We start from the raw sequence: 25,055 nt of genomic DNA, 5'->3' as shown, positions 1-25,055 counted from the left end.
TAAAGAGCCATGTTAGACATTCTCCGACATTGTACCACTGCATGCAAAACCCGTTTCGACCAAGTAGTTTTATCAGGAGTAGAATTTCCATAATTTATATATTCCAACTTGGAGCGTGATTTTTCCAACTTGGCGTCTCAAAATTCCAACTTAGACTTCAATTTTTCCAACTGAGCAACCGCTCACCCGAAAATCACTTGAAAATCTTACCTAGTATTGATAAAACAGATCAAAAAGCAACTTTTTCTCCATATCTCCAGCGGAAAACCGTAAAAATCACTTAAAATCGATATGTATTTTAGACGTCAACGACTGCTTACAGGTAAACTCTCTTTTGAAGACCTTATTTTACTTGTTGACCACTGCGATGCGGTCTTTCATTGCCCAAACTGCTACAAGTGAAATGACTGCCGTAAAGATGATGTATATCGCTACTGGTATATATGAATTATCAAAAGTTACAAGTAATGCTGTTGCCACAAGTGGAGCTGTCCCACCCGCTAATGCTGCACCGATTTGATATCCCAATGAAATACCTGTATAGCGTATTCTTGCATCAAATATCTCAGAGAACATGGTTCCAAGAACTGCAGTGATTGGTGCCCAGATGACGCCTAATGCAATGACAGTAGCTATGATTAGCAAGGCTACTGAACCTTGATGTATCATCCAGAAGTATGGGAATGCAAAAAGTGCCATACCCACTGTGCCTGCAACATATATCTTTTTACGTCCTACTTTATCTGATAAGTTCCCCATGATAGGAATTAAGATTGTTGTTACTACTGTTGCAATCATTACTGCTGCTAAAGTAGACGATCGTGTGAATCCTAAATTCGTTGTTGCGTATGACACGACAAATGTACTGAAAATATAGAATGGTGCTGTTTCGACAACTTTTGCTCCAATAGCAATTAACACTTCACGCCAATGGTATTTAAGTGTCTCCGCAATTGGTAGCTTTGGAATTTCACCAGATGCTTGCACTTTTTTAAATTCAGGTGTTTCGTCAATCCCGTGACGAATCCACAATCCAAAGATCACTAATAAAGCACTTAAAATAAATGGCACGCGCCAGCCCCATGTCATGAATGACTCTTCAGGAAGCATTGTCATTATCCATAATGCAATTGTACCCATTAACATTCCGATGGTTATACCCATTTGTGGAATACTGCCATACAATCCACGTTTTTCAGGTGGTGCATATTCGACAGCTAGAAGAAGTGCTCCTCCCCACTCGCCGCCAATCCCTAATCCTTGAACTAAGCGAAGAGTGATGAGCAAAATTGGTGCCCATATCCCAATCGCTTGGTAGGTAGGCAATAAGCCCATCCCAAAAGTGGCAATCCCCATTATGCTTAACGTGATAACGAGAGTTTTCTTTCGTCCAATACGGTCACCTATGTGACTAAATATTACTCCTCCAAATGGTCGGATGAAAAAAGCTAAAGCGAATGATGCATATGCTAATAAAAGTCCGACATTCGGGTCCTCTGTGACGAAAAATATTTGGTTGAAAACTAATGCAGCAACTGTTCCATATAAGAAGTAATCAAACCACTCAATTGAGCTCCCTACTAAACTCGCAATTAAGACACGACGTGTTTGTTTTTTATTCATTATAAATCCCCCTTATGTAAAATCAATAATTGAAGTGTCACTTTAATTCTGTTTGAGTTCATTTTAGACAGTTACAAATATTCTGTCAACACTTTATCTAAAATTTAAACGTTTGATGTCCGTATTTTGAATGTTGTATAATAAAGGAAGATGTCACAATGAAGCGAGGAATTCACATGTCGCAAGTGTTAATGGGTGTTACATTAAAAAATCTTCGTAAAGAGCGGAATTTAACATTAAAAGCTTTGGCACAGCAAACTGGCGTGTCTATCAGTTTTTTATCACAGGTTGAGCGTGGAAAATCGAGCGTAACTTTGGAATCGTTAAAAAAAATAGCAGATGCACTAAGCGTGAATCCGAGTGTTTTTTTTGCTGCAGATGGTATACAAGATGCTTTGACGATTCGCCGAGAACCTTTTTATTTCAAAGATTTATCCAATGGTGTTAAAGATGCCAGCTTTTCACCAATTTTGGTGACGCTTCAACCAGGTGAGAATGAAGGAAATGCGTTCTCTCATAGTGGACACGAGTTTTTATTTGTAGTTAAAGGCTTATTAACAGTTGAAATTGACGGCGAGCAGTTGCAACTTCTTGAGCAGGAATCCATTTTATTCAATGCACGTAAAACACATTATTGGTTCAACCATACCGAACATATTGTTCAATTTTTAGTGGTTTCCTCTAATAACTAGATACGCATATGACTAAACCTCCTCGAGAAGAATTAGAGGTGGTTTTTTAGTTTAGAGAGTATTTGGAAAAAGAGGGTAAAGTAAATGAAAGTTTAACATTAAATAGTTTTTGTCCTCAAAATTTAAAATTTGGCCTTATTGGTTGGTATACTTAAAAAGGAATAATCAAGGAGGATTTGCAAGTGAGTTTTAGTTTTCGTAAAAAGTTAGCATTATTACTTATTGGAAGTGTCCTTATCTTTTCAGGGTGTGGCACAACACTCACAACTGAGGACGATGAAAAGTACGCTCCAGTTGATAAAGAATCGACGTTACAAAATGAAGAATCGACGAAAGATGACAAATCTTTATCGGGAAAATCCACATCATCTACTACTGCTCCAAAAGCAGGCACGACGGATCAAATCCCAGTGACTCTTGTTTCAACCACTGATGGCGATACGATTCGCGTGATGTATAAAGGTGAAAATGAACCAGTTCGCTATTTATTAATTGATACACCCGAAACGAATCATCCTCGTCTTGGGAAACAGCCTTTCGGTGAGGAAGCAAAAGAACTTAATCGACAACTTGTCACGAGTGGAGACTTAACTCTTGAATTTGACGTTGGTGAAAAACGCGATAAATACGGAAGGCTATTAGCTTACGTCTATGTTGATGGTAAAAGTGTTCAAGAAACTTTAATAAGTAACGGATTGGCGAGAGTAGCCTATATATATCCACCTAACACACGTCATTTAACACCTTACGAAGAAACACAGCAAGTCGCTAAGTCAAAGAAATTAGGTATATGGGCAGTTGAAGATTATGCTACAGATTCTGGATTTAATAGTGGAAGTTCAACAAATACTGACACTGGTTCGGGTGGTTCATCTAACCCTAGTGTTCCAGCTGCCACGACAAAAACGACGGAATGGTTTGATAACTGTACCCATCTGCGCACTAAGTATCCAAATGGCGTAGCGAGTGACCATCCTGCCTACCAGGCCAAAATGGATCGCGATAAAGACAACTTTGCTTGTGAACGTTAGAAGTAAGAAAAGCAGAAAGCGCCTTCTAGCTCATCACCGGCGCTGGAAGAACCGATTCGGAAACTTGTTTCCGCATGAGGGTCTGAAGCTTAGGTGTGAGCTGGCGCTTGGAGCTAGACATAACAACTCCACGTACGAAGGTATTGCTCGAAAAATCTTATACTTTCTTATCTAGACAAATGCCCTCCTCGAAAAGAATTCGAGGAGGGCATTTATGTTTAATATATTTACACTAAACCGGGAAAGTGAACATTCAATAGAAACTCATCAAAAAACCGACTAACCCCCCTCATATTCGCGAGGAAATTTTGTCGGTTTTTGTTTAAATTGACAATATAAAAAACCCATTTTTTCATAACTAAATCCCCTTTTTAGACAAGGAAGTTAGTTTTGAAAAAAGGGTCGATTTATACTAAATTATTTTTGCAGTATTCGAGAATTTCTGCCTCTTCGTCATCTTCAAGAGCAAAATCAAGAACATCTTTTGCTACTTTGTCTGTGAAATGGTATTGCACAACGCGCTCACTATTTTCATCGGAAGCAAAAATAACACGAAGCTCTAATCCACCTTCTGTGAATAGTTCGTCGTCTTCTTCAACCTCGACATCTAGTAAAAATTCATAACGTTCTCCAATAATAATTCCTGTTGGATCGTTCATTTTGCGAACCAAGTGACTTGTAATTTTCATAAGTAATTCTCCTTTAAGTCTTATTAACAGCCATGATGTTGACTTCCTATTTTACAATTGTATCGGTAGAGAGGGCATAAAGACAACTAAACTGTAAAATTTATTTATCTTCCCACACATTGAAGACCATGCCGAACGGATCTCGTACATAACAATCCCTTCCTTTACCTTCCCAGCGAACAATTTCACAACCATTTTCAACTAAGTGTTTCTTTGCTATATCCAAATTATTTACGACTACTTACATGACTGGACCTAGGTTTTCATTACCTGGAATTTTAAAAATAGAATTACTATGCGTTCGAAACTCCACTTCATCCGCGTCGCTTTGAGCAGGTTCTTTCAAACCTAAAATACTTTCGTAAAAGTGTTTGGCCTTTTCTACATCTTTTACTTGAAATCCAATATTCTTGGACATTCTGTATTTCATCTTATCATCTCCACCTATTAGATGCCACTCACCAATGGATTAGCAGTGCATTTTTACTTTCAGAAAAGTGTCTGGAGATTTCCTTATTATTTGCATCCGATGAGTTGTTGAATCACTTGATTTGTTAGGTTAGGAACAATATTGAGTGAGAAGCTGCGTTCCATCCGTTCGTATTGCTTGTGAGCGTCGTATCCGTAAGGCCCAATATTGATAACTGGAACATTAATGTCGCGAATAGCTTCATAGTCAACATAGATTTTAGTTTTCCAACCCGGATTATTCGTTGCAACGACTGATATTCCTGCAACGTCATCACTTAATGAAATAAAACTCATGTCTGATATATATGGGAAAAAGTTTTTGGTAACGATTGGATGTGGGTAGTTCGGTTGAACGGTATCCACTGCTACTTTTATTGCATCGAGCAAGTTTTTTTCATTATAATTTTTACCTGTCACTTCAGTTCGTGGTGAATAGAGTGATGGATAGAACATGATAATAGCTGGATTTTTATCAGGCATCCATTTCCAAGCTTCTTCAACAACACGAGCCGAGAACATACGCGTATCTACGTCTGTTTGCAGCAGTAATTGTTCTTTGAAAGCATCCATGTGAATGATGTAGTCTTCCCCATGCTCACTTTGTAAGGATACATGCATTTCCTCATATGTCATCACACGTGGTTGCCATGTTATGACATTCATTGGTTCCCCACTAGCTTTAGTATACTCTGCATAATTATGCTTAAACTCCGTTAATGCAGTGGTAAATGCTGTCTCAGCTTCGACTATCAAACGGTCTTGCACCTCTTTAGGTGACCACGAATGAATAAAGAAATTAAAATATACATAGGCAGAGAGTGCCGTTTGTACCGTGTAGGCTGGCTTCAAGTCCATTTGTCTTAATGAAACCGGCGGTACTGTCGTTTCCCCAAAAGCTTCATTACAAAGCGCTGGATTATAACTGATTTGTCGTGTTAAATGCGCGGCAATAAAATTGGGATCAATTCCTTCAAAACAAGAGCCTACATGCGTTTCGGAACCCGTTATGAAGAAAGAAGGCAATAACTTTCCAACCGTTCCTGTATAAATATAGCGCTTTGGATCACCTATATAACGAGGTGACACAAAATCCGCGTTAATCGCTGCTACATAGTTAAATCCATGCATTTCTCTAAGTCGCTTTAATTCAGTCAATGCAGAAATCATTCCGTGCGAACCAACTTCTTCATCGCACTCAAATACCACCATCAAATTACCTTCTAACTCATCTGGATGTTCCGAATAATACTTCAACAAATAAAGATGACTCGCAACACCTGACTTCATATCAAGCACACCTCGTCCAAACTCAAACTCTCCTGATTCAAGATGAACCTTTACCGCTTCAGGCAAGTCCTCTTGGCGTAGAGCTAGTGCTAGAGCATCGGGATCCAGTGCGAGTTCTTTTAAAGTAAAATCGTCGATGCCTACTGTATCAATATGTCCGATTAATAGTACAGTTTTATTCGAAGGATTTTTAGTACCTTTTACAAATGCAATCACATTGTATCGTTCTTGTTCATCGTTTTCAGTTTGCTGATAAATCACGTGATCGAGTTGTTGCTGAAAATACGGATAGGATGAGATTAACGTGAAAAGCGACTGTGACAGCACCTTCTCCCCGCCCTCATTGACAATACTTTCTATTCTCACCAACTGCTTCGTCAGCGCCCATACTTCATCCTTGCAATCAAACATCGCTCGACACTCCTTTATGTGAATATTTAGATACTCGTAATATATCATACATGGTCGACATGTTGAGCACGGTTTGATTACAATATAGAGAGTTAGGAAGTGAACGACTATGCAACCATTTACAGCAGAAGTTGTACGCGTTTTAAAAGAAATACCTGAAGGATACGTCGTCTCTTATGGACAAGTCGCTCGCATGGCGGGTAGTCCACGTGCAGCAAGACAAGTTGTGCGTATTTTACATACAATGAGCGAAAAATACGACTTACCTTGGCATCGAGTAGTAAACGTCCGTGGGGAAATTGCCGTACCCAATGAAGAATCGAAGGACCTGCAACGTATGTTGCTTCTAGGTGAAGGTGTTGCCTTTTTAAGTGATGGACGGGTTGATTTGAGTGTTTTTCACAAGGAGTAAATAGCTTTGGTTGTTTGCTGCTACAAGTTTAAAATTTTTCTTACAAATAGCCTCCTCAAGTTCTTTTTGAGGAGGTCAAATTAGTCTATATGCATCTCAGTTAAACGGATATCGATATCGCATTGAAACAGTTTTTGAAGCTTGCTTAATTCACTATTTTTCATCCATTTTATCTTCAGGTCGCCATCCATTTTGCAAGTCCCTTATCGATAGTCCAAATGTATATTCTAGATGTGGGTAGTCTTTGAAGCCAGGCCACTCTGCTCCAGATAAGAATCCAAGATCCTTTGCAATACGCACGACTTCGAACCAATCGGCTTCGCCGTTACCATTGAGATCTCGTTGTATATCATAACTGATGGTACCATCACTATTTAGTAAAACGAAATCGATAGCTAGACCATAATTATGATAGCTCTGTCCACCGCGTGCATAGGTCACAATACTACCTTCAATTGAGCGTCCTTTGTCGTACAATACATCTTGGGATTCTATAGATCGAAAACTATCACTAATTATAATAGGAATGCCGATTTGTTCTGCTCTCTCCAGTAATTGATTGCTCTTTTCTCCAACAATTGGATGTAATCCTTCTGGTAAAGGTCGTTCCTGTCGTTCTTCTTTAGATTCTAGCTCATTGTGCACCCAAACAAAGATGAGTCCGCCAATAACGAGCCAAAATGCAATATTTAATCCAATCCAAAATCGTTTCAAGCGAACTCCTCCTTTCTACACACTACTCTCCATCTTACGAAATTTAATACCTACTTTCAATGGTTTATACTAGTAAAACTGCATAGCCACAATTCCCCCTCAAATTGTGGCTATCATTTGGGCTGAAACTCTATCAGGCTCGTTAAAGAAAACACCAAACCCGACTAATAAATTGCTAGACCGAGCTAGTGAAAAGAGTGCCAAACCATCTAGATAGGATACACGTAACAGTGTGGCAAAAACCTTCTTCGCATTTTTGGAGAATTACCTCCCTGGAACCCCTAGTCGTACACTTTAAAAAAGCCGCTCCTCAGAAGAGGAACGACTCACCAAAATTAAGCTGTGACATCTCGTTTTGTAAATGACCAGAAACTAACACCTATAAATATCACCATATAAACGGTCAATACCATAAGGGATAAAGGCCAAGTCATCCCCGGAACAAACATTTGACCATTAATATAACCTGTTAAGTCAGTATGTGTAAATAAGATGTATTTCGCAATTTCATACTTACTTAAGATTAACACGATATTTGGTCCTGCAAATAATAGGAATATCGATAATCCAATTGCTAGAGAACTTGAACGGAAGACGCTCCCAATCATGAATGCAAATGTTGTATACACAATCACACCTACGAATTGTAAGACATACAACACGAATACACGTCCCCAATAAGACACTTCTTCAACTGATCCGTTACGATACTCTAAAATTGCACCACCACCTGAATCATAGAACAAGTAACTCGCAATCATAGTTGAGACGAATGCAATAATCGTTAACACAAACGCAAATATCAAAGTTGTTAAGTATTTAGAGGTTAAGATTTTCCACCTTTTCACCGGTCGACTTAATAACATTTTGATGGTACCTTGCGAAAACTCAGACGCAACAATACTTGCAGCTACAATTACAGAAAACAAGATTACTAATGACAACATGACATGTGAATCGAGCACAGATTGCTCTCGACCATTAGGATCCATAGGTTCCACGTTTTTATCTAAACGATATTCAGAAATAGCTAGGTCTTTTTCTAATTGTTTTTTATACGCATCATCTATGTTTGGATCGGCAAGTTGGGCTGTTAAAAACGCTTGATTTTCAGCTTGATTTTCTTCCCATGAAGGCTGATTTTGAGGTTGTTCGTTAGTGGATTGAACCCACTTCATAATTCCCCCAACCCCGATTAAGATAGCTACTAGCATTACCACAATTACCCAAGTGGCTTTCTTTTGCCATAATTTCATCCATTCATTTCTTATGAGATTCAGCAATTTGGCCACCTCCGGTCATTTCTAAGAATTGGTCTTCAAGTGTTTTACGGAATGGTTGCACTGCGAATACTTGAAGATTTGCATCTATCAATGCTTTAACGATAGATGGAATTTGTTCTTGTTCTACTTTGGCAATAAAACCTGTTCCGCTAACTTCAAGTTCTAAACCGTGAGCTATTAACAGCTCCTGTGTTTGTTCAACTGGATGAGCTTCAATATAATAATGAGCTTGTTCTTTTTGGTTCATTTCTCGAATGTCGATGAGTTGACCGTTTTGAATCACGGCAATTCGATCACACATAAGTTCAATTTCAGAGAGCATATGACTTGATACAAATACCGATACTCCATCCTCTACTGCGATTTTTCGCAAATATGTACGGAACTCACGAATTCCTGCAGGGTCCAAGCCATTTGTAGGTTCATCTAATATTAAGAACTTCGGACGGTGTAGTAGTGCTTGTGCTAAGCCAAGACGCTGGCGCATGCCTAATGAATAAGAAGACACTTTTTCATGAATACGATTTTGCATGCCCACTTGTTCAACTACTTCGGTGATACGTTGTTTTGAAATCGATTTGTCCATTCGGGCAAAGTGCAGTAAGTTTTTCCATCCCGACATATATTTGTACATTTCAGGGTTTTCTACAATTACACCGACTTTGCTCATTGCTTCTTCAAAATTATCATGTAGTACTTGACCTTCTACTATCACTTCTCCGTTTGAAGGTTCCATTAGTCCCACCATCATTCGAATCGTTGTGGTTTTACCTGATCCATTGGGTCCTAAGAATCCGGTGATTTGACCAGGATATAATTTAATGTTCAAGTTATCGATAATCTTCTTTTTTCCGATTGTTTTTGATAATTGTTTTAACTCAACGATTGGTTGTTGTTCCATATTCTTCACCTTCCTTAAATAGCGACATCATCCATGATATTGTATCTTTACCATATAGATCACGGATGTTTTCCGTTTCTTCATAAGCAATCACTTGCCCACCTTTTAGTATGACGATTTCGTCAAGCAAAGGTTCAACTTCCCGTATCTCATGTGTGGATAGGACAATTGTCTGGGTCTCTGTGTCTGTAAATTTAATCAAACCTTTCATAATATCTTGGCGAACCATCGGATCGAATCCAGAAAACGGCTCATCCAATAAATAGTAAGGTGTGTTTCTACCAAGTGTAATTGCCACTTTCGCTCGTCCACGACTACCTTTTGATAGATTTTTTAACTTGTCATCCAAGGAAATATTTAGAAAACTTGCAATATGACTAGCTTTGTCAAGACTAAAATCATCAAACTGTGATTCGTAAAAACGAAATAATTGGGCAACTGTAAAGTTTGGGTAGAACGTATCTGCATCCGGCAAATATGAAATTTGAGTAGCAGACCTTCTTGAAATAGGTAAACCATCAAGTGTAATCGAGCCGTTTGTCGGTTTAAGTAAACCTGCCATTAGTTTTAATAATGTTGATTTTCCACCACCATTTTCACCTGCAAGACCAATTATCTTTCCTTTTTTTATCAATAAGTTTATATCAGCCAGCGCTTTTTTATTCCCAAATTTTCTTGACACATTTTGCAGTTCAATCATGCTACTCACCTCCTTTGCGAATTTGCAACGATTCAATCATTTCTTGTTTTGTGAACCCAAGACCTTCCGCATTATGAATAAATGAAGCAATCATAGTCTCTTTCATGTGTTTACGTAATTCTTTCAACCTAATTTCATCTTTAGTGACAAACGTCCCCTGCCCGCGCTTCGTCTCGGTAATGCCAACCTGCTCCAACTCTCTGTAAACCCGTTGCATTGTATTGGCATTGACACCAGCTTCAACTGCATATTCACGGACAGAAGGTAGTTTATCTCCAGGTTTGACGACTCCTTTAATGATGTCACCAGAAATACGCTCCATTAACTGCTGATAAATTGGTTTGTCTGGGAGAAAGTCAATGCTCATACATCACACTCTCACTTTCTTGTCGAGCCAAGTAGTGGCGCTAACAAATAAAAGGACTGTGATACATGTAATAAAAAGGAGTATACCAATTAAAAACGGCTCTGTAGAAAAATCAAGATTCACATTAAGAGTTTCGTGCAATAACGATTGTGGAATAAAATCATTTACTGGTAAAGTTCCAATTGCAAAAGTTTTTGTGAAAAAGGCACTAGAGAGTATTTTGTTCCACCAGTAATTTATTAAAACAAACAAAACGAGTGTAACCGGTATCGCATAATACTGTATCCTCATTCGTAAAGTTTGATAAATTACCCAAAAGAAAAACCCAACAACACATAAGTAAATGGACGTGATAAAAGTTATACTAATAACCAAAAACAAGAATTTCCCCATGTCTATAAGTTCTGAAGATTGATTTGATATGGATATGAAAAACTGTCCAAATGTAACGACACTAATAAATAATAGCGAAACTGATGTAACGAAAACAGTAAAAATAATTTTTGTACCCACTAATTTCTGCATGGTTGCCGATGTGTGAATCCAAATATCTTGTCTTATCATGTCTTTTTCTAAAGAAATTATTAACAAAATAAGTGCAACTAGACTGTGAAAAAATAGTAATATTCCTCCAACCATGAAGCGAATGGTTCCTAAATCTTCTTCTATTCCAAATAATCGTTTAAACCCTGAAGGAACAATAAATAAAATTAATGCATCCAACACAAGAAGTGAATAGAGCAAGTTCTTCATATTGATCCATTCTTTCATCAATAAACCACTCCATTGTTTCAAGCATTCCCCTCCTCTGTATTAGTGTTCTATCTAGATGGTACACCATGAATTATTTTATGTAAAGGGGATTTGAATGGAAAAGATTTTAGATTAAACTAAATTAAAAGGTTGGTGAATATATTATTTTGTCGAAATTTCCCGGGAAATATAGTTTACACATGGAGTATCCAATAGGAGCTGTTCGCTATTCTAATGACATTGATGAAGTATTCAAATCGGCAAGTGTAATAAAACTCCCCATCTTTCTGTATGGCTTCCATCATGCAAAAGATTTAGATGAACTCGTGGAGGTTTTACCTGAAGACATTGTCGATGGGTCAGGGGTTTTGCAAACACTTGTCACACAATCAAGATGGTTGTCAGTTCGTGATTTGCATGCATTAATGGTGGTTGTATCTGATAATACAGCGACTAATTTACTGATAAAACGCTATGGAATTAAACGTTTAAACCGTTATTTCCAGCATGTTGGTATGACAAAATCGATCTTGGGGCGGGAAATGAGAGATCAAATTGCGATTTCAGAAGGTCGAGATAATTTTGTGTGCGGCCGCGACATGGTGGCCTGCTTACGAAAAATAGCGAGTTCCGCCGCTTTTAATGACATGTTACACATCCTTGAAAAACAGCAATTTAAGGACAAAGTTCCAGCTGGTGCTAAAAATGAAGAAATTGTTTTCTTTAATAAATCTGGGGAGTTAAAAGGTATTGAACACGATGTAGGATTCTTTGTTTATAAAGGCCAAATTGGATTATATTGCGGGTTAACTGAAGGAAGTAATTATTTAGGGAAGGCGTTATTACAAGAATTCGGACATAAATTTGATGAATTATAAGAAAAACCGGGCAAAGTGCGCCCGGTCCTTTAAGAAAGGTAACCATATAAACCCGTTTATTCCCGCTACGGTGGACGCTTTTCGCGGGCTTGGCTTCAGTCTCCTCGGGCCAACAGGATGTTGGTCACGAAGTCGTTGCCACACGACGTGGCGTTCTTAGTCTTCGTTCCATGTGCTCCTGCGGTTACTCGTCGCAAAGCGTCCGCCTGTTTCTGCATCGCTACTAGCTTCGAAACATGAAAGGGCGTTGAAACGGAAATCAACAATATTAATGAATCAATTTTTTGTCCAAAACACCTGAAACACTGGATTTATGGAACTAAAATTATATACTTTCTTATCTTTTAAAAGAGCGAACCGTTAGAGGTCCGCTCTTTCTTATCATTTAGGTAAAAGTTGATCGTTTATTTCACTGTTCTCATCAGGTTGACCAAACCATGAATTCATTTTGTTATGAGCGCGCTGTTTAGTTGGTTCATCGATATGCGAGATTACTTGATATAGTGCATATGCAATAATACTGGCATCATCCGCCAAGCCGATGACTGGAATAAAATCTGGAATTACGTCAATTGGTAAAATCAAATATCCAAGTGCCCCTAAAATGGTGAGCTTAGCGGATTTTGGAACTGCTGGATTTTGAGCGGTGAAATATAACAGCAAACTCGTATAAACCGTTTTCTCCCCAGCTTTTTTGCTATATTTCAACAGTTTACTCCAAAACTTATCGTCAAAATAGTGAATGCGGGAACTTTCTATTTGTGCTTGCGGGTCCAATTTTTGTAGCCATTCATCTTTATTGTCTTCATGCTTGTTCATTTCATAGCCCCCTTTTTATTAGTATGTCGGTTTGTGCGGTAGTTTTCAATGTCTACCTAGAGGAAGTTATTAATAACTAGTTGTAAGATAAGTAGAGCCGTTACTATTCGTAATATCGGTTTCACATACTTCGGGTTTATTTTCTCAGCAATTCTCACACCTAGTTGAGCCCCAGTTATTGATCCTGCCATTAAAGCAAGAGTCAAAGGCCAGATAATGGCGCCAGATGAAATATAACTAATCGCTGCTCCGAAGCAACTTGAAAAAGTGGCAAGTCTCACTAACCCGACTGATTTTACATACGCAATGTTCAAGTAACTAAACAAATATAGCATTAATGTGCCTTGACCAGGTCCAAATAGACCATCATAAATACCAATCCCAAAAAGTCCTGGTCCACTTAAGCGTGTCAGTTTTAATGGTTCTACACCTGTGAAACTGCCTTTTCCAATAAAAGACGTTACAAAAGCAAACGCTAGAAGACATATAGCCAGTAAATAAAGATTACTTGCGGATAACGTAGAAGAGATAAATCCTCCCGTGAGACCTCCACCTAAACTAATTGGGATTATCCAAAGAGAATCCTTCAAGGATATTTGTTTTCGTTTATACAACGTGAAGAAACTGAAGAAAGAACTTACTGTGTTAGATACTTTATTTGCTCCGATGGCTGAATGAATTGGCAAACCTAGAAGCAGCATTGTCGGCAAACTAATTAAACCTCCACCACCTGCCAGCGTCCCAATTGTCGTCGCAGTGACTCCAATAAAATACAGTAAAAGATAATCCATAGTCGTCACCTGGCTTTCTTGTTATTTCCATTATACTCAGAGTCTCCTACCGAGAACATGACGGTGATATAATGAGATACGATAAGAAAAACTTATGACAAGGGGAATGGATAATTATGTTTGCAGGTTCAAAAATTCGTTTAACAGCGATCAGAAAAGAAGACCTACCTAAATTTCGTCAGTGGAATAGTGTGGAATCCTTTGGGCGTTTTTATAATTCTTCTCCAATTCGCGAAGAATCCGAAAAGAATGCCAACCAATTAATTGATGATCATTCAGATCGCAGCTATCGTTTTGCTATTCGCCCGCTTGAGTCTGAAGATTTTTTAGGCGTGTGTGCGATCGAAGAAATTGTTTGGCCTCATCGTGCTGCATGGATTTCAATTGCTTTGGGTCCTGATTTTCATGGCAAAGGGTTTGGCAAGGATGCCATGAAATTGCTAGTGAGATATGGGTTCAATGAACTCAATTTACATCGCTTGTCTCTAACTGTTTTTAGCTATAATCAAGCAGCTATTAGTCTATATGAGTCCCTTGGATTTAAACATGAAGGTACTTATCGGGAGTTTATACAACGTGACGGCAAACGCTATGACATGCATTTGTACGGATTGCTTGCTTCAGAATATAATAAATAAACCAATAGATCGCCTTCCTTCCAAATAGGTTGAGGTAAGAAGGTTTTTTGATAATCAGCTAATTTTAATCCCGTTAATTTTGGTTTATTCCAGTTCGCAATCGCTTTATTCCCGTTCAACTTGTGGTTATTCCCGTTCGCCTAATTTACCCCATATTAATACCCCCAAAAAACACTGAGTGTAAGGGGCTAATTGGTTTAATTTTCGCTGCGCTGCTGTTTGTGACGTGAAATATTCGTTATGGAGATCCTTACACAATAAAAGAATCTAACCACCTAATAAAAATAGGGTGATTAGATTCTTTATCTTCTTTACGAAGGCATCCTTTTGTTATTCTTTTGAACGTGTAAAACGTTCATATAAATTTCGAATAGCGGACGTAACGCTCAATAAAAATACAAGGATTAATACGATTTGAATGATAACAATCAACCAGTCTGGGAAGTAAAGGACACCTGTCGTTAGCAAGTGATTAAAGCCCATAAAAATTAAAACGAGGCCGACTAATGAAGCTATTAATATACCAAAAATAGCTACTAATTGCAGGAATGATAATTGTTTAATTTGTTTTCGCATGCGGATTAACTGCATCAAGATAACGAAAAAGAACAAGATGAAGGATACGTACGAAGATCCAATATAAATGGAATTCAAAATATAGAAAGCTAAAATAATACTAAGTATTAAACTTTGGTATTTATCGAAAAATGTTAACATAATCATTTCGCTCCTTTTTATGTATTACGCCTAAAGTTTTTAAATAGTTTCGTTTTTGGAAACTAATTTGTACAAATTTCACTTAATTGAAATGAGGATTGACATGCTAACATTATATATTACACGACACGGACAAACCGAATGGAACGTCCAATCACGGATGCAAGGATGGGCAGACTCCCCATTGACTGCAACTGGAGTTTCAGCAGCAATACAATTAGGCAAGCGTCTCCAGGATGTCCCGCTCCACGCCGTATATAGTAGCACAAGTGGCCGTGCAATTGATACTGCTCAACTTATTATAGGGGAACGTCATATTCCTCTCATTCAAAAAGAAGATCTACGCGAAATTAATGTTGGTGAGTGGCAAGGAATGCTTTCTAGTGAAATCGAACTCGATTTCGCGGATCAAGTAAAAACATATTATGAATTACCAAGCCAATTTGAATCGACTTCTGGTGAGAACTTCCACATCTTAAAAGAACGTGTGTTGCGTACAGTTGAAGAAATTTCGACTGCACATCCAGATGGACATGTGTTGATTGTGACTCATGGTGTTGTAAAAAAATGTTTAATTAATCATTTTAGTGGTGAACAGTTAGATTCACTTTGGGAACCACCATTCATTCACGGAACAAGCCTTACAATGATGGAAATCGATAATGAAAGCCAGAAACTCACTATGATAGGCGATATGTCACATGCTGAAGAAGCCAAGAAACCTACCAAAGCGCATTAATAACAAACAAGCCAGTTTTATCAATTTCGACTGGCTTGTTTCCTATTAATGATGTCTTATAACAATAGTTCACTTGGATGTAGATGAGTTTGAGCTATGCCATTCACTTTAGAGGTCATAACGGTCCCTCCTCGGTTCTTGCGTAGCGACTTACCGCGCACAACTCTTTCGCATACTTGGTTCCAGCTAATATAATAATTTCAGTAGATTGACCAGTTGATGGAGAATGAATCATTTGGCCATTACCATAATATATCCCAACGTGCCGAACTTTGTTTGACCCTTCATTAGCAAAGAATAATAAATCTCCAACTTCCCACTTACTAGTGTCATTCAAATCAATTTCTTCACCATGCTTCGCTTGATCATCAGCATCTCGTGGAATGAAATAACCATGTCCTTTAAACATATTGTAACTAAACCCAGAACAATCATAGCCGTATGAAGACATACCACCCCAGAAATAAGGAATATCTACAAATTTAGAAGCACATGACACTACTTCCACACCCACGCGTTCAATGAAGGATTCAATACCTGGTGCTCGTTCAATATCTTCACTTAAAATTAGTGCATTTCCGTGTGGGGTATGGACTATTGTATGATCATCTAGATCATCGATAACTGGAAGAATGGTGTTAAAAGGAACAACTAGTAAAGGTTCTCTATGCTTCGAAAAAAGTTGGACTTTCGGGAGACGTACCTTTGCATAACCGAAGTCAGAAATACGTTCCATTTCTTTAAGCTGAGCAAGAGGAATCCATCCAGGATAGCCCCGTTCGTCTTTTTTAGAAAACTGCCATATACAATTCACTTTCGCCCAATCCCCGACGATTTCGTCAATTAACACTGGTTCACCGTATAGCACTTGAGTTTGGACGCGGTTACCCTCGCATAAATCAAGCAAGTCCTCATAATTTAACGCTTCTAGCCATTTCGTCAAACTAACTGGATTCTCAAAACCTGGTGCATCTTTTTGACGTACTGATTCAGGTGATGTCCAAACCGTTGCAACTGCAACTGAACACACCCATGTTGTCGATGAATGATATATCATATGAAAATCTCCTTATCTATCTTTTGTGCTGTAATCGTTTATTCATTAATTCTTTATTTAATCCCATTCCAGGCTCTTTAGAGAACTTAATATTTCTGCCATCATAGATGATACCACCATCTACTACATCTTCAGCAAGCATTAGCGGCGCATCAAAATCAAAGCGGGTCACATTTGGTTGACTTGCAGCAAAATGTGCGGCTGCCGAAATACCAAGTTTTGTTTCTACCATACTCCCTGTCATGCATTCTACTCCATAGCTTTCTGCTAACGCATTTATTTTCAACGCTTGATAAATGCCTCCAGCTTTCATTAGTTTAATATTGATTAAATCGGCTGCTCGCATCTGTAAAACACGCAGGGCATCTCTCGGAGTAAAAACACTTTCATCTGCCATGATTGGCGTATGTGTATGTTGTGTTACATATTGTAAGCCTTCAATATCATATGCTTTTACAGGCTGTTCGATCAGTTCAATGTCAAGACCTGCATCTTCCATTTGGCCAATTGCTCGAACTGCTTCTTTGACTTCCCAACCTTGGTTCGCATCAAGTCGAAGTTTAGTATCATAGCCAATTTTTTGGCGAATCGCCCGAATACGCTCTACGTCTTTTGCGATATCATCGATGCCTACTTTTATTTTCAACATATTAAAACCTTTTGCTACATAACTTGCTGCATCCTCAGCCATTTCTTCTTCATCATTAACACTGACGGTGAAATCGGTCTCAAGCGTATCGCGATACCCCCCAAGCAACGTGACTAAAGGAAGCCTTGCAAGTTGACCCAGCAAATCATGAATGGCCATATCAATTGCTGCTTTTGCACTTGAATTACCAACCATTGAACGATGCAATTTTTGGAATACACGCTCTGAATGATGTAAATCCAGTCCAAGAAGTTGAGGACCCATCACATGATTAATCGCAAATTGAATACTCCCTAGTGAATCACCTGTAATAACATGAGTTGGTGGTGCTTCACCCCATCCGACAAAGCCATCTTCAGTCGATATTTTCACAAAAATAGACTCAGCTATTATAACAGTACGTAGCGCTGTTTTAAATGGTTTTGTGAGTGGTACCGCAATGGAAAAAGTTTCTATCGAATGTATGATCATGTTTTTTCCCCCAGTTTATTTGACGCCTGGCAAAATCGTCAATGTTTTGCTATCGCCATCTAAACGCGCTTCCACTCCAAGTGGTACTGCAAAATGTGGTTCACAGTGACCCATTTTAAACCCTGAAACAACTGGCTTTCCTAAGTCCCCTAGGTAGTGTTTTAACACTTCAGTAAGTGTTAATGTTGGTTTTTCGTTTTTGGGTTCTGCCTTTGCAAAATCTCCAACAACGAATCCCACTGCGTCATGTAGCTTTCCTGCTAAACGCAATTGATTTAACATGCTATCCACTCTATATGGTTCTTCATTCACGTCTTCAATAAACAGTAACTGCCCTCGTGTATCAATTTCATATTTAGAGCCAAGCGCACTAACAAGTAACGATAAATTCCCTCCAACTAACTCCCCTTGTGCAACTCCGCCACTTATGGTCGTTAATGGTGAAATGTCTTGTGTATAATGCAGTTCGATTGGTTCGAATAATTGTCCAAACATGCGAGCAGATAATTCATGGAACGTATCTTTTCCTACATCCGATGCGAGCATAGGTCCGTGGAATGTGACAACATTGGCGAATTGCCCAATCGTTGTGTGTAAATATGTAATATCACTATAGCCCCATAAAATCTTAGGCTGCTCAGTCATTAATTGAAAGTCAATGCGGTCCGCATAGCGAGCTGCTCCGAAACCTCCTCCTGCGCAAATAATCCCTTTGACGTTTGGATCTGACAGCATATCGTGTAAATCTTCTAAGCGTTCGTCATCCGTACCTGCTAAGTAGCCGTGAACTTTTTCTACATGTTTACCCATTTTAATGTTCAATCCTAATTGTTCTAAAAATGCGAGCGAGCGCTTCAAATTTTCTAAGTTAGGTGGACTTGATGGCGCGATAATCCCAATTGTGTCCCCTTTTTGTAATCGTGATGGTCTAGTACGCATGTATGTTACCCCTCTCTTATGTTATGAAAACAATTCATATCTCTAAGTATAACTTCTTTTGATACCATAAGTGTAAGGCGCTGAATTGAAACGTTGAAGCTGTTTATTCATTTCTACTGTTTTATCCGCCACCTTGCGTACTAGAAACCAGAGTGACGAAGTATGCCTAAAACACATTGTTTTTGTGCTCATAGTCACAATGTGAAGCGTTTTAATTCCTTAGTACCTGATAACGAGCTGCAGTATTTGTTGCTTTTGCAATTAATGAGTCCCCCCTAACAAAACGTCGTTTGCATAGCTAGTTCAACTTCTACTAACATGGCACGGTACGCTTCCAAAATATCTTTTGCTTCAAATTTCACAATTGTCGTCCCAGGTTCTATTTCACACCCCGGCATAAGCGCTGCCCACTCGGCTTGGCCATAGTTCGTAAATTCAATTCGTAGTATTGGGTTTTTTGGTGGTACTAGTGGTTTTACCAAATGTCGATTGTCTACCGCTTTTTGAATTTCTTCCGTTAATAATGCCTGTGACTTTTTGGGATGCATCGTTTTTACTGCTTGGCGTGTAATCGATTCTTTCACTGCTACTGTCGTGACATTTGGAATGAGTGCTTCCGCTTCACGGCATGCCCCATCGTCACCTGCTACCAATATGACTGGCACCCCAAAATGGCCTGCCAAATATGCATTGAACCCAAGTTCTCCAATTTCCACGTCATTTATGTAGATGTTGCGGACGCCAAAAGTCATAGAGTGACTCATGACTCCAGGTTGACCCGCTCGTGCATGATACCCAGCAAAAATAACCCCATCATAAGTTTCATCCAGTGCTTGTACCATCGAGTAAGGCTTAACTCCACCCGTTATAAGCATTGCTTCTGGATGTAATTCCTCTACAAGTAAGTTATTCATTTGCGAATGACTATCGTTCACCACTATCTCGGTGGAGCCTTTTTTCAGTAAACCTTCAATAATAGCATTTGCTTCATTTGTCATGATACGACGGGCGTGTTCATAGTTGTGTTTCTTCGAATCTACGAAAGTGTGATCAGGTAAACCTGTAATCCCTTCCATATCGACTGAGATGAAAAACTTCATATTCTTCTTGCCCCTTTCATACAATGATACAGAATTTTATTTCTCAAAATAAAAATCACTAATTATATTAAGAGTAATGAAACTATCTGAATATTTCAATACAATTAACATTTTTCTATTTTTATACATAGTATCAGTTGACAGATTAGTCTAAACATACTACGATAAGAACAACTTTTTTATTCGGGATATAGGCAGAAGGTGTCGGAAGCGGCATCGCCATTAAGAATAAGAGCTGAGTTTAGCAGAGAAAAATCGATGACAAAGAATAGTAGCACAAGTGAGTCTTGTAGAGAGTCAGCGGCTGGTGGAAGCTGATAGGCAACTTGTTGTGAATGGTCTTTGGAGAGTTTCCCAGAATGTAAGTATGGGAAAACGTGTGATCTACGTTACAGGTCCTAAAGTGAAAGCCAAACATTGGTTTTTAATTTGAGGTGGCACCGCGGTATTCCGTCCTCTGTACATGAATTTTTCTGTTCATGTACAGGGGGCTTTTTTGTTTTTCGGAGTGTAAATGAGCTGAGTAGAGGAGAGAAATGTATGCAAACAAACTTACTAAAAACTGCACGTGTGACGATAAATGGGGATACTTTATCTCCCATCGCTATATTCAAAAGATTACAAGGGACACGAAAATTTTTACTTGAAAGCTCGTTAAAATATGAAGCATCTGGTCGCTATTCCTTTATTGGAGCAAATCCCGTGAAAGAATTTCGAGGGGCAGCTCGTGAGTTAGTGGAGACTTCCCTATTAACTGGCGAAGTGACTACACATAGTGGTAAACCAATAGAATTATTAAAAACCTTACTACCCGTTGTAGAGGAAAAGAATGAGTTTCCATTTAGCGGAGGTGCGGTTGGCTATATTGGTTATGATACGATCGCCCAATATGAAGACATCGGTCCCGCATTACCCGATGATAAAGAAATGCCTGATATTCACTTACTGGTTTACGAAACTGTCATTGTTTACGATCATCTTAAACAAGATGTCACCATTTTACACACAGGATCCACTCCAAGTGAAATCGAAGAAATCGAGCACCAACTAGCTGTAAAAGAAATTGAAGAAGTAACTACACAAGCAAAACTTTCTTTCACATCAAATGTAACGAAGGAAGCCTTTATGGATAACGTCTTGCAAGCAAAAGAATTAATCCGTGCTGGAGATATTTTTCAAGTTGTTTTATCTCAACGTTTACAAGCGCCTTTTACTGGTGATTCATTCGCTTTATATAGAAAACTAAGAAAACAAAATCCTTCTCCGTATATGTTTTATGTTGATTTTGACGAACATGTAGTACTCGGTGCTTCTCCTGAAAGCTTGATGAGTATTCAAGGAAAACGTGTGACTACCAATCCAATTGCAGGCACGAGACGACGAGGACAGACACCAGAAGAAGATGTAAAACTTGAAAAAGAACTTCTCGCCGACCCAAAAGAAATCGCTGAACACCGTATGCTAGTAGACTTAGGCAGAAATGATTTGGGGCGAATTAGTGAAGTGGGCAGCATCCATTTGACAAAATACATGGAAATCGAAAAGTATCAACATGTCATGCATATCGTTTCTGAAGTCGCGGGTATATTAAGTGGTGACCAACATCCTCTAGATGCACTCGTCTCATGTTTACCAGCGGGTACGGTATCAGGGGCACCTAAAATTCGTGCCATGCAAGTTATACAAGAAATGGAAAATGTGAAGCGGGGCGTTTATGGTGGGGCAGTTGGTTATATCGGGTTCAATGGCAATATCGATATTGCGCTAGCTATTCGAACATTAGTGGTAAAAAATCAAACGGCTTACGTCCAAGCTGGTGCCGGAATTGTTTATGATTCCAATCCACAAGCGGAATTTGAAGAAACATTACACAAAGCCAAATCCTTACTTGAGGTGTTGTCATGATTTTACTACTGGATCACTACGATTCATTTACTTATAACTTATATCAAAGCCTATCGATGCTCGGTGAAGATGTAAAAGTTGTTCGTTATGATGAGATTACTATAGAAGAAATACGTCAGATGAACCCTAAAGCTATCGTCTTATCACCTGGCCCTGGATCTCCAAATGAAAAGTTACATTCCCTATCAATAATCAATGAATTTTATAAAACAGTTCCCATGCTTGGCGTTTGTTTAGGGCATCAACTGCTCGGCGTAGCATTTGGAGGAAAGATAAAACGTGCCACACAAGTAATGCATGGAAAAATATCATCAGTTCGTCATTCACATGCAGGAATGTTTGCATACTTATCACAGCCTTTACCTGTTATGCGCTACCATTCACTCGTGTTAGAAGACTTACCAAGATGCTTTAAAACTACCGCCATATCAATGGATGATCAATGCATTATGGCAATTCAACATGAGGAATACCCTCTTTACGGTTTACAATTTCACCCGGAATCCATAGGGACTCGAGATGGTGAAAAAATCCTTCAAGCCTTTTTAACAGATATAGCTTAAACAAAGCTTAGCAGAGGAGAGATTGAGATGAGAAGATTTATAGACAGTGTACGTGCAGGTACTTCACTAACGTACAACGAGATGAGAGAAGCAACGAACACCATGTTTTCTGAAGATATTAATGCCGATGATATCGCGAATTTCTTAACCGCGCTATCCATAAAAGGCGAAACAACAGAAGAAATTGCGGCACTAGTTGAAGTGTTAAAAGACAACGCTACCCAAATTCCTGTAACTTCCCCTTCCGTGTTTGATAATTGCGGTACAGGTGGCGATGGTTCGCAAAGTTTTAATATCAGTACAACTTCTTCCTTTGTACTAGCAGGAGCCGGTTTAAAAGTCGCTAAACACGGAAATCGTAGTATTTCTAGCCGAACTGGGAGCGCTGATGTATTAGAAGAACTTGGCATAGCTTTAAATTTTCAACCACGCGAAGTGAATGAATTGCTGAAGCAAACAAATATCGCCTTTTTATTCGCACCACATGTCCATCCAAAAATGAAACGAATTCAAATCATCCGTAAATCTTTAGGTAAACCGACCATTTTCAATATTATTGGCCCGTTAACAAATCCCGTCTCTTTATCCTCACAAATGGTCGGAGTTTATCGTCAAGACAAACTAATGGATTTAGCCGCTGTCCTCCATCGTATCGGTCGAAAACGCGCGATCGTATTAACTGGCGCAGGAGGCATGGATGAAGCATCTCTAGCTGGAGACAACCACCTCGTTCTTATGGATGAAGGTGAATGTATTCCATTCACTCTAAATGCTCAAGAAGTAGGCTTATCCAATGCTCCGCTTGAAGCGATTCGCGGTGGAGATGCAAAAGAAAACGCGGAAATATTAAAAAGCGTTTTACGTGGAGAACCCTCAGCTTATCTAGATACAGTCTTGTTAAATGCAGGGATTGGTTTATTCGCAGCAGGTGTCTCGTCAACAATTCAAGACGGCGTTCATCAAGCAAGAAAAAGTATTCAATCCGGTCGGGCGCTTAGTGTCATGGAATCGGTAGTTGCTTATAGTCAAAACCGAAGTCACCTGGAGGTAAACGCATGACTATTTTAGACAAGATTTTAGAAGTGAAAAAACAAGAAGTTGAAGAATTATTGAAACAACAACCATTTAAATTGACCCAAGCATCTGTAGAAAAGCCTTCCTTATTTAAAACATTATATAACGCACAACACTTACACGTGATTTCTGAAATTAAACGCGCCTCCCCTTCTAAAGGATTAATTGAAGGCAATGTAAACCCTGTACAGCAGGCATTAGCTTATGAAAAAGCCGGAGCTGCAGCGATTTCAGTGTTAACAGACCAACAATTTTTTAGAGGAACTATGGCAGATTTACAAGCTGTATCAGTAGCTGTTGGGCTTCCTGTTTTATGCAAAGATTTTATTATCCACCACTTGCAAATTGAGCAAGCCAAACAAGCTGGTGCTTCTATTATTCTATTAATAGTGGCTGCACTTGATCAAGAGAAGCTTCACGAGTTGTTTGATTATGCTACAACTCTAGATTTAGAAGTTTTGGTAGAAGTACACGATTTAGAAGAATTACAAAGAGCATTATCAATAGAGGCCAAACTTATTGGTGTTAATAATCGAAATTTAAAAACGTTCGAAGTTGATTTGGCTAGAACAGCAGAAATTGCTGCACACTTCCCTTTTCATGAACAGCGTGTGTTAATTAGTGAAAGTGGCATTCAAGACGCTGCTGATGCAGTAACTGTTTCACAAGTTGGTGCTCGTGCAGTACTTGTCGGTGAAACATTAATGCGTAGTAAAAACATTGGTGAAACATTGCGTTCGTTTCACGTGAAACATGGTGAGGTTTGATGACGAAGGTTAAAATATGTGGATTAATGGAACTTGAACACGTAAAAGTAGCTGTACAATCAGGTGCTGATGCGGTTGGATTTGTATTCGCCAAAAGCCGTCGACAAGTAACAGTTGAACAAGCGAAGTTGCTTGCAACAGTAGTTCCGAGTGGGGTTTTAAAAATTGGTGTTTTCGTAAATGAGACTTTAGAAGAAGTGGAACGCATTGCGAGAGAAGTTCCTCTAGATGTGATTCAACTTCACGGTGATGAAAATCAGGAGTATGTTCGAAGAGTTTCCTTACCCACTATTAAAGCGCTATCGATAACGACTTTAGAAGATGTAAAGAGCGCTTCCCAATTTGATGTCGATTATTTTTTATTTGATGCACCAGGTGTTGAGTTTCGTGGAGGTTCAGGGCATTCATTTGACTGGACATTACTCGCAAAGGCGAATATTTCCAATGACAAAGTTATCTTAGCGGGCGGACTGACTGAAAACAATATAAGCGAGGCAATCCACATCGTAAAACCCTTTATGGTAGATGTATCAAGCGGCGTCGAGACAGAGCAACAAAAAGACGGCGTAAAAATTAGAACCTTTATACGTACAGTTAAAGATGAGGAGAGATAA

Annotated in this window: 28 protein-coding genes and 1 other annotated feature; of the genes, 11 read left to right on the top strand and 17 right to left on the bottom strand. The window is 38.9% G+C overall.

The annotated features are described in order from the left end of the window. Positions 1–348: 348 nt before the first annotated feature. Positions 349–1,623: an MFS transporter gene (locus tag C406_RS0105600; protein ID WP_017379615.1), complete on the bottom strand. Its 1,275-nt coding sequence runs from the start codon at positions 1,621–1,623 to the stop codon at positions 349–351. Between the two features lie 158 nt (positions 1,624–1,781). Between C406_RS0105600 and C406_RS0105595 the strand changes: the two genes are divergently transcribed. After that, positions 1,782–2,315, top strand: coding sequence for a helix-turn-helix domain-containing protein (locus C406_RS0105595; protein WP_017379614.1), 534 nt, complete (start codon positions 1,782–1,784; stop codon positions 2,313–2,315). Positions 2,316–2,497: 182 nt separating this feature from the next. After that, on the top strand, positions 2,498–3,346 hold the full coding sequence (locus C406_RS0105590) for a thermonuclease family protein (RefSeq protein WP_017379613.1): 849 nt from the start codon (positions 2,498–2,500) through the stop codon (positions 3,344–3,346). Between the two features lie 407 nt (positions 3,347–3,753). Here the strand turns inward: C406_RS0105590 and C406_RS0105580 are convergent, their stop codons facing one another. From C406_RS0105580 to C406_RS0105570, 3 genes are all read right to left on the bottom strand, one after another. Then, entirely contained in the window at positions 3,754–4,035 is a 282-nt protein-coding gene (locus C406_RS0105580) for a DUF6509 family protein (protein ID WP_017379611.1), read from the bottom strand. Between the two features lie 241 nt (positions 4,036–4,276). Then, positions 4,277–4,465: a VOC family protein gene (locus C406_RS0105575; protein ID WP_017379610.1), complete on the bottom strand. Its 189-nt coding sequence runs from the start codon at positions 4,463–4,465 to the stop codon at positions 4,277–4,279. A gap of 86 nt (positions 4,466–4,551) precedes the next feature. Then, a complete protein-coding gene (locus C406_RS0105570) occupies positions 4,552–6,204 on the bottom strand; it encodes a M20/M25/M40 family metallo-hydrolase (protein ID WP_017379609.1) in 1,653 nt (550 codons plus the stop codon). A 109-nt stretch (positions 6,205–6,313) separates the two neighbouring features. Between C406_RS0105570 and C406_RS0105565 the strand changes: the two genes are divergently transcribed. Further along, complete coding sequence (locus C406_RS0105565) at positions 6,314–6,616, top strand: MGMT family protein (protein WP_017379608.1); 303 nt, start codon at positions 6,314–6,316, stop codon at positions 6,614–6,616. A 153-nt stretch (positions 6,617–6,769) separates the two neighbouring features. Here C406_RS0105565 and C406_RS0105560 read toward each other — a convergent pair whose 3' ends face one another. From C406_RS0105560 to C406_RS0105535, 6 genes are all read right to left on the bottom strand, one after another. Continuing rightward, entirely contained in the window at positions 6,770–7,330 is a 561-nt protein-coding gene (locus C406_RS0105560) for a M15 family metallopeptidase (protein ID WP_017379607.1), read from the bottom strand. A gap of 335 nt (positions 7,331–7,665) precedes the next feature. Next, positions 7,666–8,622 (bottom strand): ABC transporter permease, encoded by a 957-nt coding sequence (locus C406_RS0105555; protein ID WP_237740517.1) that lies wholly within the window; start codon positions 8,620–8,622, stop codon positions 7,666–7,668. Continuing rightward, on the bottom strand, positions 8,591–9,514 hold the full coding sequence (locus C406_RS0105550; RefSeq protein ID WP_017379605.1) for an ABC transporter ATP-binding protein: 924 nt from the start codon (positions 9,512–9,514) through the stop codon (positions 8,591–8,593). The genes C406_RS0105555 and C406_RS0105550 overlap by 32 nt, the downstream gene beginning before the upstream one ends. Then, positions 9,492–10,214: an ABC transporter ATP-binding protein gene (locus tag C406_RS0105545; RefSeq protein WP_017379604.1), complete on the bottom strand. Its 723-nt coding sequence runs from the start codon at positions 10,212–10,214 to the stop codon at positions 9,492–9,494. The genes C406_RS0105550 and C406_RS0105545 overlap by 23 nt, the downstream gene beginning before the upstream one ends. Before the next feature lies 1 nt (position 10,215). Then, entirely contained in the window at positions 10,216–10,581 is a 366-nt protein-coding gene (locus tag C406_RS0105540) for a GntR family transcriptional regulator (RefSeq protein ID WP_017379603.1), read from the bottom strand. A gap of 3 nt (positions 10,582–10,584) precedes the next feature. Then, positions 10,585–11,376, bottom strand: a complete 792-nt coding sequence (locus C406_RS0105535; protein ID WP_017379602.1) for a hypothetical protein — start codon at positions 11,374–11,376, stop codon at positions 10,585–10,587. 158 nt (positions 11,377–11,534) lie between these two features. Between C406_RS0105535 and C406_RS0105530 the strand changes: the two genes are divergently transcribed. Continuing rightward, positions 11,535–12,212 carry a serine hydrolase gene (locus tag C406_RS0105530; protein WP_051005487.1) on the top strand — a complete coding sequence of 226 codons (678 nt, stop codon included), beginning with the start codon at positions 11,535–11,537 and terminating at the stop codon, positions 12,210–12,212. A 381-nt stretch (positions 12,213–12,593) separates the two neighbouring features. On the opposite strand, the gene C406_RS0105525 is transcribed toward C406_RS0105530, so the two are convergent. Together C406_RS0105525 and C406_RS0105520 are read right to left on the bottom strand one after the other, a co-directional pair. Next, positions 12,594–13,031 (bottom strand): YkvA family protein, encoded by a 438-nt coding sequence (locus tag C406_RS0105525; RefSeq protein WP_017379600.1) that lies wholly within the window; start codon positions 13,029–13,031, stop codon positions 12,594–12,596. A gap of 56 nt (positions 13,032–13,087) precedes the next feature. After that, positions 13,088–13,822: a sulfite exporter TauE/SafE family protein gene (locus C406_RS0105520; protein WP_017379599.1), complete on the bottom strand. Its 735-nt coding sequence runs from the start codon at positions 13,820–13,822 to the stop codon at positions 13,088–13,090. A 116-nt stretch (positions 13,823–13,938) separates the two neighbouring features. Here C406_RS0105520 and C406_RS0105515 point away from each other — a divergent pair, with 116 nt between their 5' ends. Continuing rightward, complete coding sequence (locus C406_RS0105515; protein ID WP_017379598.1) at positions 13,939–14,460, top strand: GNAT family N-acetyltransferase; 522 nt, start codon at positions 13,939–13,941, stop codon at positions 14,458–14,460. A gap of 330 nt (positions 14,461–14,790) precedes the next feature. Here the strand turns inward: C406_RS0105515 and C406_RS0105510 are convergent, their stop codons facing one another. Further along, positions 14,791–15,177, bottom strand: a complete 387-nt coding sequence (locus C406_RS0105510) for a hypothetical protein (protein ID WP_017379597.1) — start codon at positions 15,175–15,177, stop codon at positions 14,791–14,793. Positions 15,178–15,280: 103 nt separating this feature from the next. Here C406_RS0105510 and C406_RS0105505 point away from each other — a divergent pair, with 103 nt between their 5' ends. Then, positions 15,281–15,916 carry a histidine phosphatase family protein gene (locus C406_RS0105505; RefSeq protein WP_017379596.1) on the top strand — a complete coding sequence of 212 codons (636 nt, stop codon included), beginning with the start codon at positions 15,281–15,283 and terminating at the stop codon, positions 15,914–15,916. A 115-nt stretch (positions 15,917–16,031) separates the two neighbouring features. On the opposite strand, the gene C406_RS0105500 is transcribed toward C406_RS0105505, so the two are convergent. From C406_RS0105500 to C406_RS0105485, 4 genes are all read right to left on the bottom strand, one after another. After that, on the bottom strand, positions 16,032–16,973 hold the full coding sequence (locus C406_RS0105500) for a C40 family peptidase (protein WP_017379595.1): 942 nt from the start codon (positions 16,971–16,973) through the stop codon (positions 16,032–16,034). A gap of 16 nt (positions 16,974–16,989) precedes the next feature. Beyond that, positions 16,990–18,093, bottom strand: coding sequence for a mandelate racemase/muconate lactonizing enzyme family protein (locus C406_RS0105495; protein WP_017379594.1), 1,104 nt, complete (start codon positions 18,091–18,093; stop codon positions 16,990–16,992). Between the two features lie 15 nt (positions 18,094–18,108). After that, positions 18,109–19,032 (bottom strand): S66 peptidase family protein, encoded by a 924-nt coding sequence (locus tag C406_RS0105490; protein WP_017379593.1) that lies wholly within the window; start codon positions 19,030–19,032, stop codon positions 18,109–18,111. Between the two features lie 275 nt (positions 19,033–19,307). Beyond that, a complete protein-coding gene (locus C406_RS0105485; protein WP_017379592.1) occupies positions 19,308–20,132 on the bottom strand; it encodes a M55 family metallopeptidase in 825 nt (274 codons plus the stop codon). Positions 20,133–20,381: 249 nt separating this feature from the next. After that, positions 20,382–20,593: a binding site (T-box leader), on the top strand. A 79-nt stretch (positions 20,594–20,672) separates the two neighbouring features. On the opposite strand from C406_RS0105485, the gene trpE reads away from it, so the two are divergent. The 5 genes from trpE to C406_RS0105460 are packed head-to-tail and all read left to right on the top strand — an operon-like array spanning position 20,673 to position 25,055. Continuing rightward, positions 20,673–22,037, top strand: a complete 1,365-nt coding sequence (gene trpE / locus C406_RS0105480) for an anthranilate synthase component I (protein ID WP_017379591.1) — start codon at positions 20,673–20,675, stop codon at positions 22,035–22,037. After that, positions 22,034–22,600 (top strand): anthranilate synthase component II, encoded by a 567-nt coding sequence (locus C406_RS20975; RefSeq protein ID WP_017379590.1) that lies wholly within the window; start codon positions 22,034–22,036, stop codon positions 22,598–22,600. Before trpE ends, C406_RS20975 begins: the two co-directional genes overlap by 4 nt. A 27-nt stretch (positions 22,601–22,627) precedes the next feature. Continuing rightward, a complete protein-coding gene (gene trpD / locus C406_RS20970; RefSeq protein WP_017379589.1) occupies positions 22,628–23,659 on the top strand; it encodes an anthranilate phosphoribosyltransferase in 1,032 nt (343 codons plus the stop codon). Further along, positions 23,656–24,441: an indole-3-glycerol phosphate synthase TrpC gene (trpC, locus tag C406_RS0105465; protein WP_017379588.1), complete on the top strand. Its 786-nt coding sequence runs from the start codon at positions 23,656–23,658 to the stop codon at positions 24,439–24,441. The genes trpD and trpC overlap by 4 nt, the downstream gene beginning before the upstream one ends. Continuing rightward, positions 24,441–25,055, top strand: coding sequence for a phosphoribosylanthranilate isomerase (locus C406_RS0105460; RefSeq protein ID WP_017379587.1), 615 nt, complete (start codon positions 24,441–24,443; stop codon positions 25,053–25,055). The genes trpC and C406_RS0105460 overlap by 1 nt, the downstream gene beginning before the upstream one ends.

The organism is Paenisporosarcina sp. TG-14 (assembly GCF_000297555.1).
Lineage (GTDB): Bacteria > Bacillota > Bacilli > Bacillales_A > Planococcaceae > Paenisporosarcina > Paenisporosarcina antarctica.
The sequence above is the reverse complement of the archived record's forward strand: the minus strand, read 5'-3'. Positions and strand labels throughout refer to the sequence as shown.

Coding starts and splice junctions, on each gene's coding strand:
- C406_RS0105505 (WP_017379596.1), top strand. CDS start 15,281: ATGCTAACATTATATATTACACGACACGGACAAACCGAATGGAACGTC.
- C406_RS0105595 (WP_017379614.1), top strand. CDS start 1,782: ATGAAGCGAGGAATTCACATGTCGCAAGTGTTAATGGGTGTTACATTA.
- C406_RS0105510 (WP_017379597.1), bottom strand. CDS start 15,177: ATGTTAACATTTTTCGATAAATACCAAAGTTTAATACTTAGTATTATT.
- C406_RS0105515 (WP_017379598.1), top strand. CDS start 13,939: ATGTTTGCAGGTTCAAAAATTCGTTTAACAGCGATCAGAAAAGAAGAC.
- C406_RS0105545 (WP_017379604.1), bottom strand. CDS start 10,214: ATGATTGAACTGCAAAATGTGTCAAGAAAATTTGGGAATAAAAAAGCG.
- C406_RS0105490 (WP_017379593.1), bottom strand. CDS start 19,032: ATGCGTACTAGACCATCACGATTACAAAAAGGGGACACAATTGGGATT.
- C406_RS0105520 (WP_017379599.1), bottom strand. CDS start 13,822: ATGGATTATCTTTTACTGTATTTTATTGGAGTCACTGCGACGACAATT.
- C406_RS0105495 (WP_017379594.1), bottom strand. CDS start 18,093: ATGATCATACATTCGATAGAAACTTTTTCCATTGCGGTACCACTCACA.
- C406_RS20975 (WP_017379590.1), top strand. CDS start 22,034: ATGATTTTACTACTGGATCACTACGATTCATTTACTTATAACTTATAT.
- C406_RS0105540 (WP_017379603.1), bottom strand. CDS start 10,581: ATGAGCATTGACTTTCTCCCAGACAAACCAATTTATCAGCAGTTAATG.
- C406_RS0105500 (WP_017379595.1), bottom strand. CDS start 16,973: ATGATATATCATTCATCGACAACATGGGTGTGTTCAGTTGCAGTTGCA.
- C406_RS0105485 (WP_017379592.1), bottom strand. CDS start 20,132: ATGAAGTTTTTCATCTCAGTCGATATGGAAGGGATTACAGGTTTACCT.
- C406_RS0105570 (WP_017379609.1), bottom strand. CDS start 6,204: ATGTTTGATTGCAAGGATGAAGTATGGGCGCTGACGAAGCAGTTGGTG.
- C406_RS0105460 (WP_017379587.1), top strand. CDS start 24,441: ATGACGAAGGTTAAAATATGTGGATTAATGGAACTTGAACACGTAAAA.
- trpE (WP_017379591.1), top strand. CDS start 20,673: ATGCAAACAAACTTACTAAAAACTGCACGTGTGACGATAAATGGGGAT.
- C406_RS0105600 (WP_017379615.1), bottom strand. CDS start 1,623: ATGAATAAAAAACAAACACGTCGTGTCTTAATTGCGAGTTTAGTAGGG.
- C406_RS0105530 (WP_051005487.1), top strand. CDS start 11,535: ATGGAGTATCCAATAGGAGCTGTTCGCTATTCTAATGACATTGATGAA.
- trpC (WP_017379588.1), top strand. CDS start 23,656: ATGACTATTTTAGACAAGATTTTAGAAGTGAAAAAACAAGAAGTTGAA.
- C406_RS0105565 (WP_017379608.1), top strand. CDS start 6,314: ATGCAACCATTTACAGCAGAAGTTGTACGCGTTTTAAAAGAAATACCT.
- C406_RS0105580 (WP_017379611.1), bottom strand. CDS start 4,035: ATGAAAATTACAAGTCACTTGGTTCGCAAAATGAACGATCCAACAGGA.
- trpD (WP_017379589.1), top strand. CDS start 22,628: ATGAGAAGATTTATAGACAGTGTACGTGCAGGTACTTCACTAACGTAC.
- C406_RS0105525 (WP_017379600.1), bottom strand. CDS start 13,031: ATGAACAAGCATGAAGACAATAAAGATGAATGGCTACAAAAATTGGAC.
- C406_RS0105550 (WP_017379605.1), bottom strand. CDS start 9,514: ATGGAACAACAACCAATCGTTGAGTTAAAACAATTATCAAAAACAATC.
- C406_RS0105575 (WP_017379610.1), bottom strand. CDS start 4,465: ATGAAATACAGAATGTCCAAGAATATTGGATTTCAAGTAAAAGATGTA.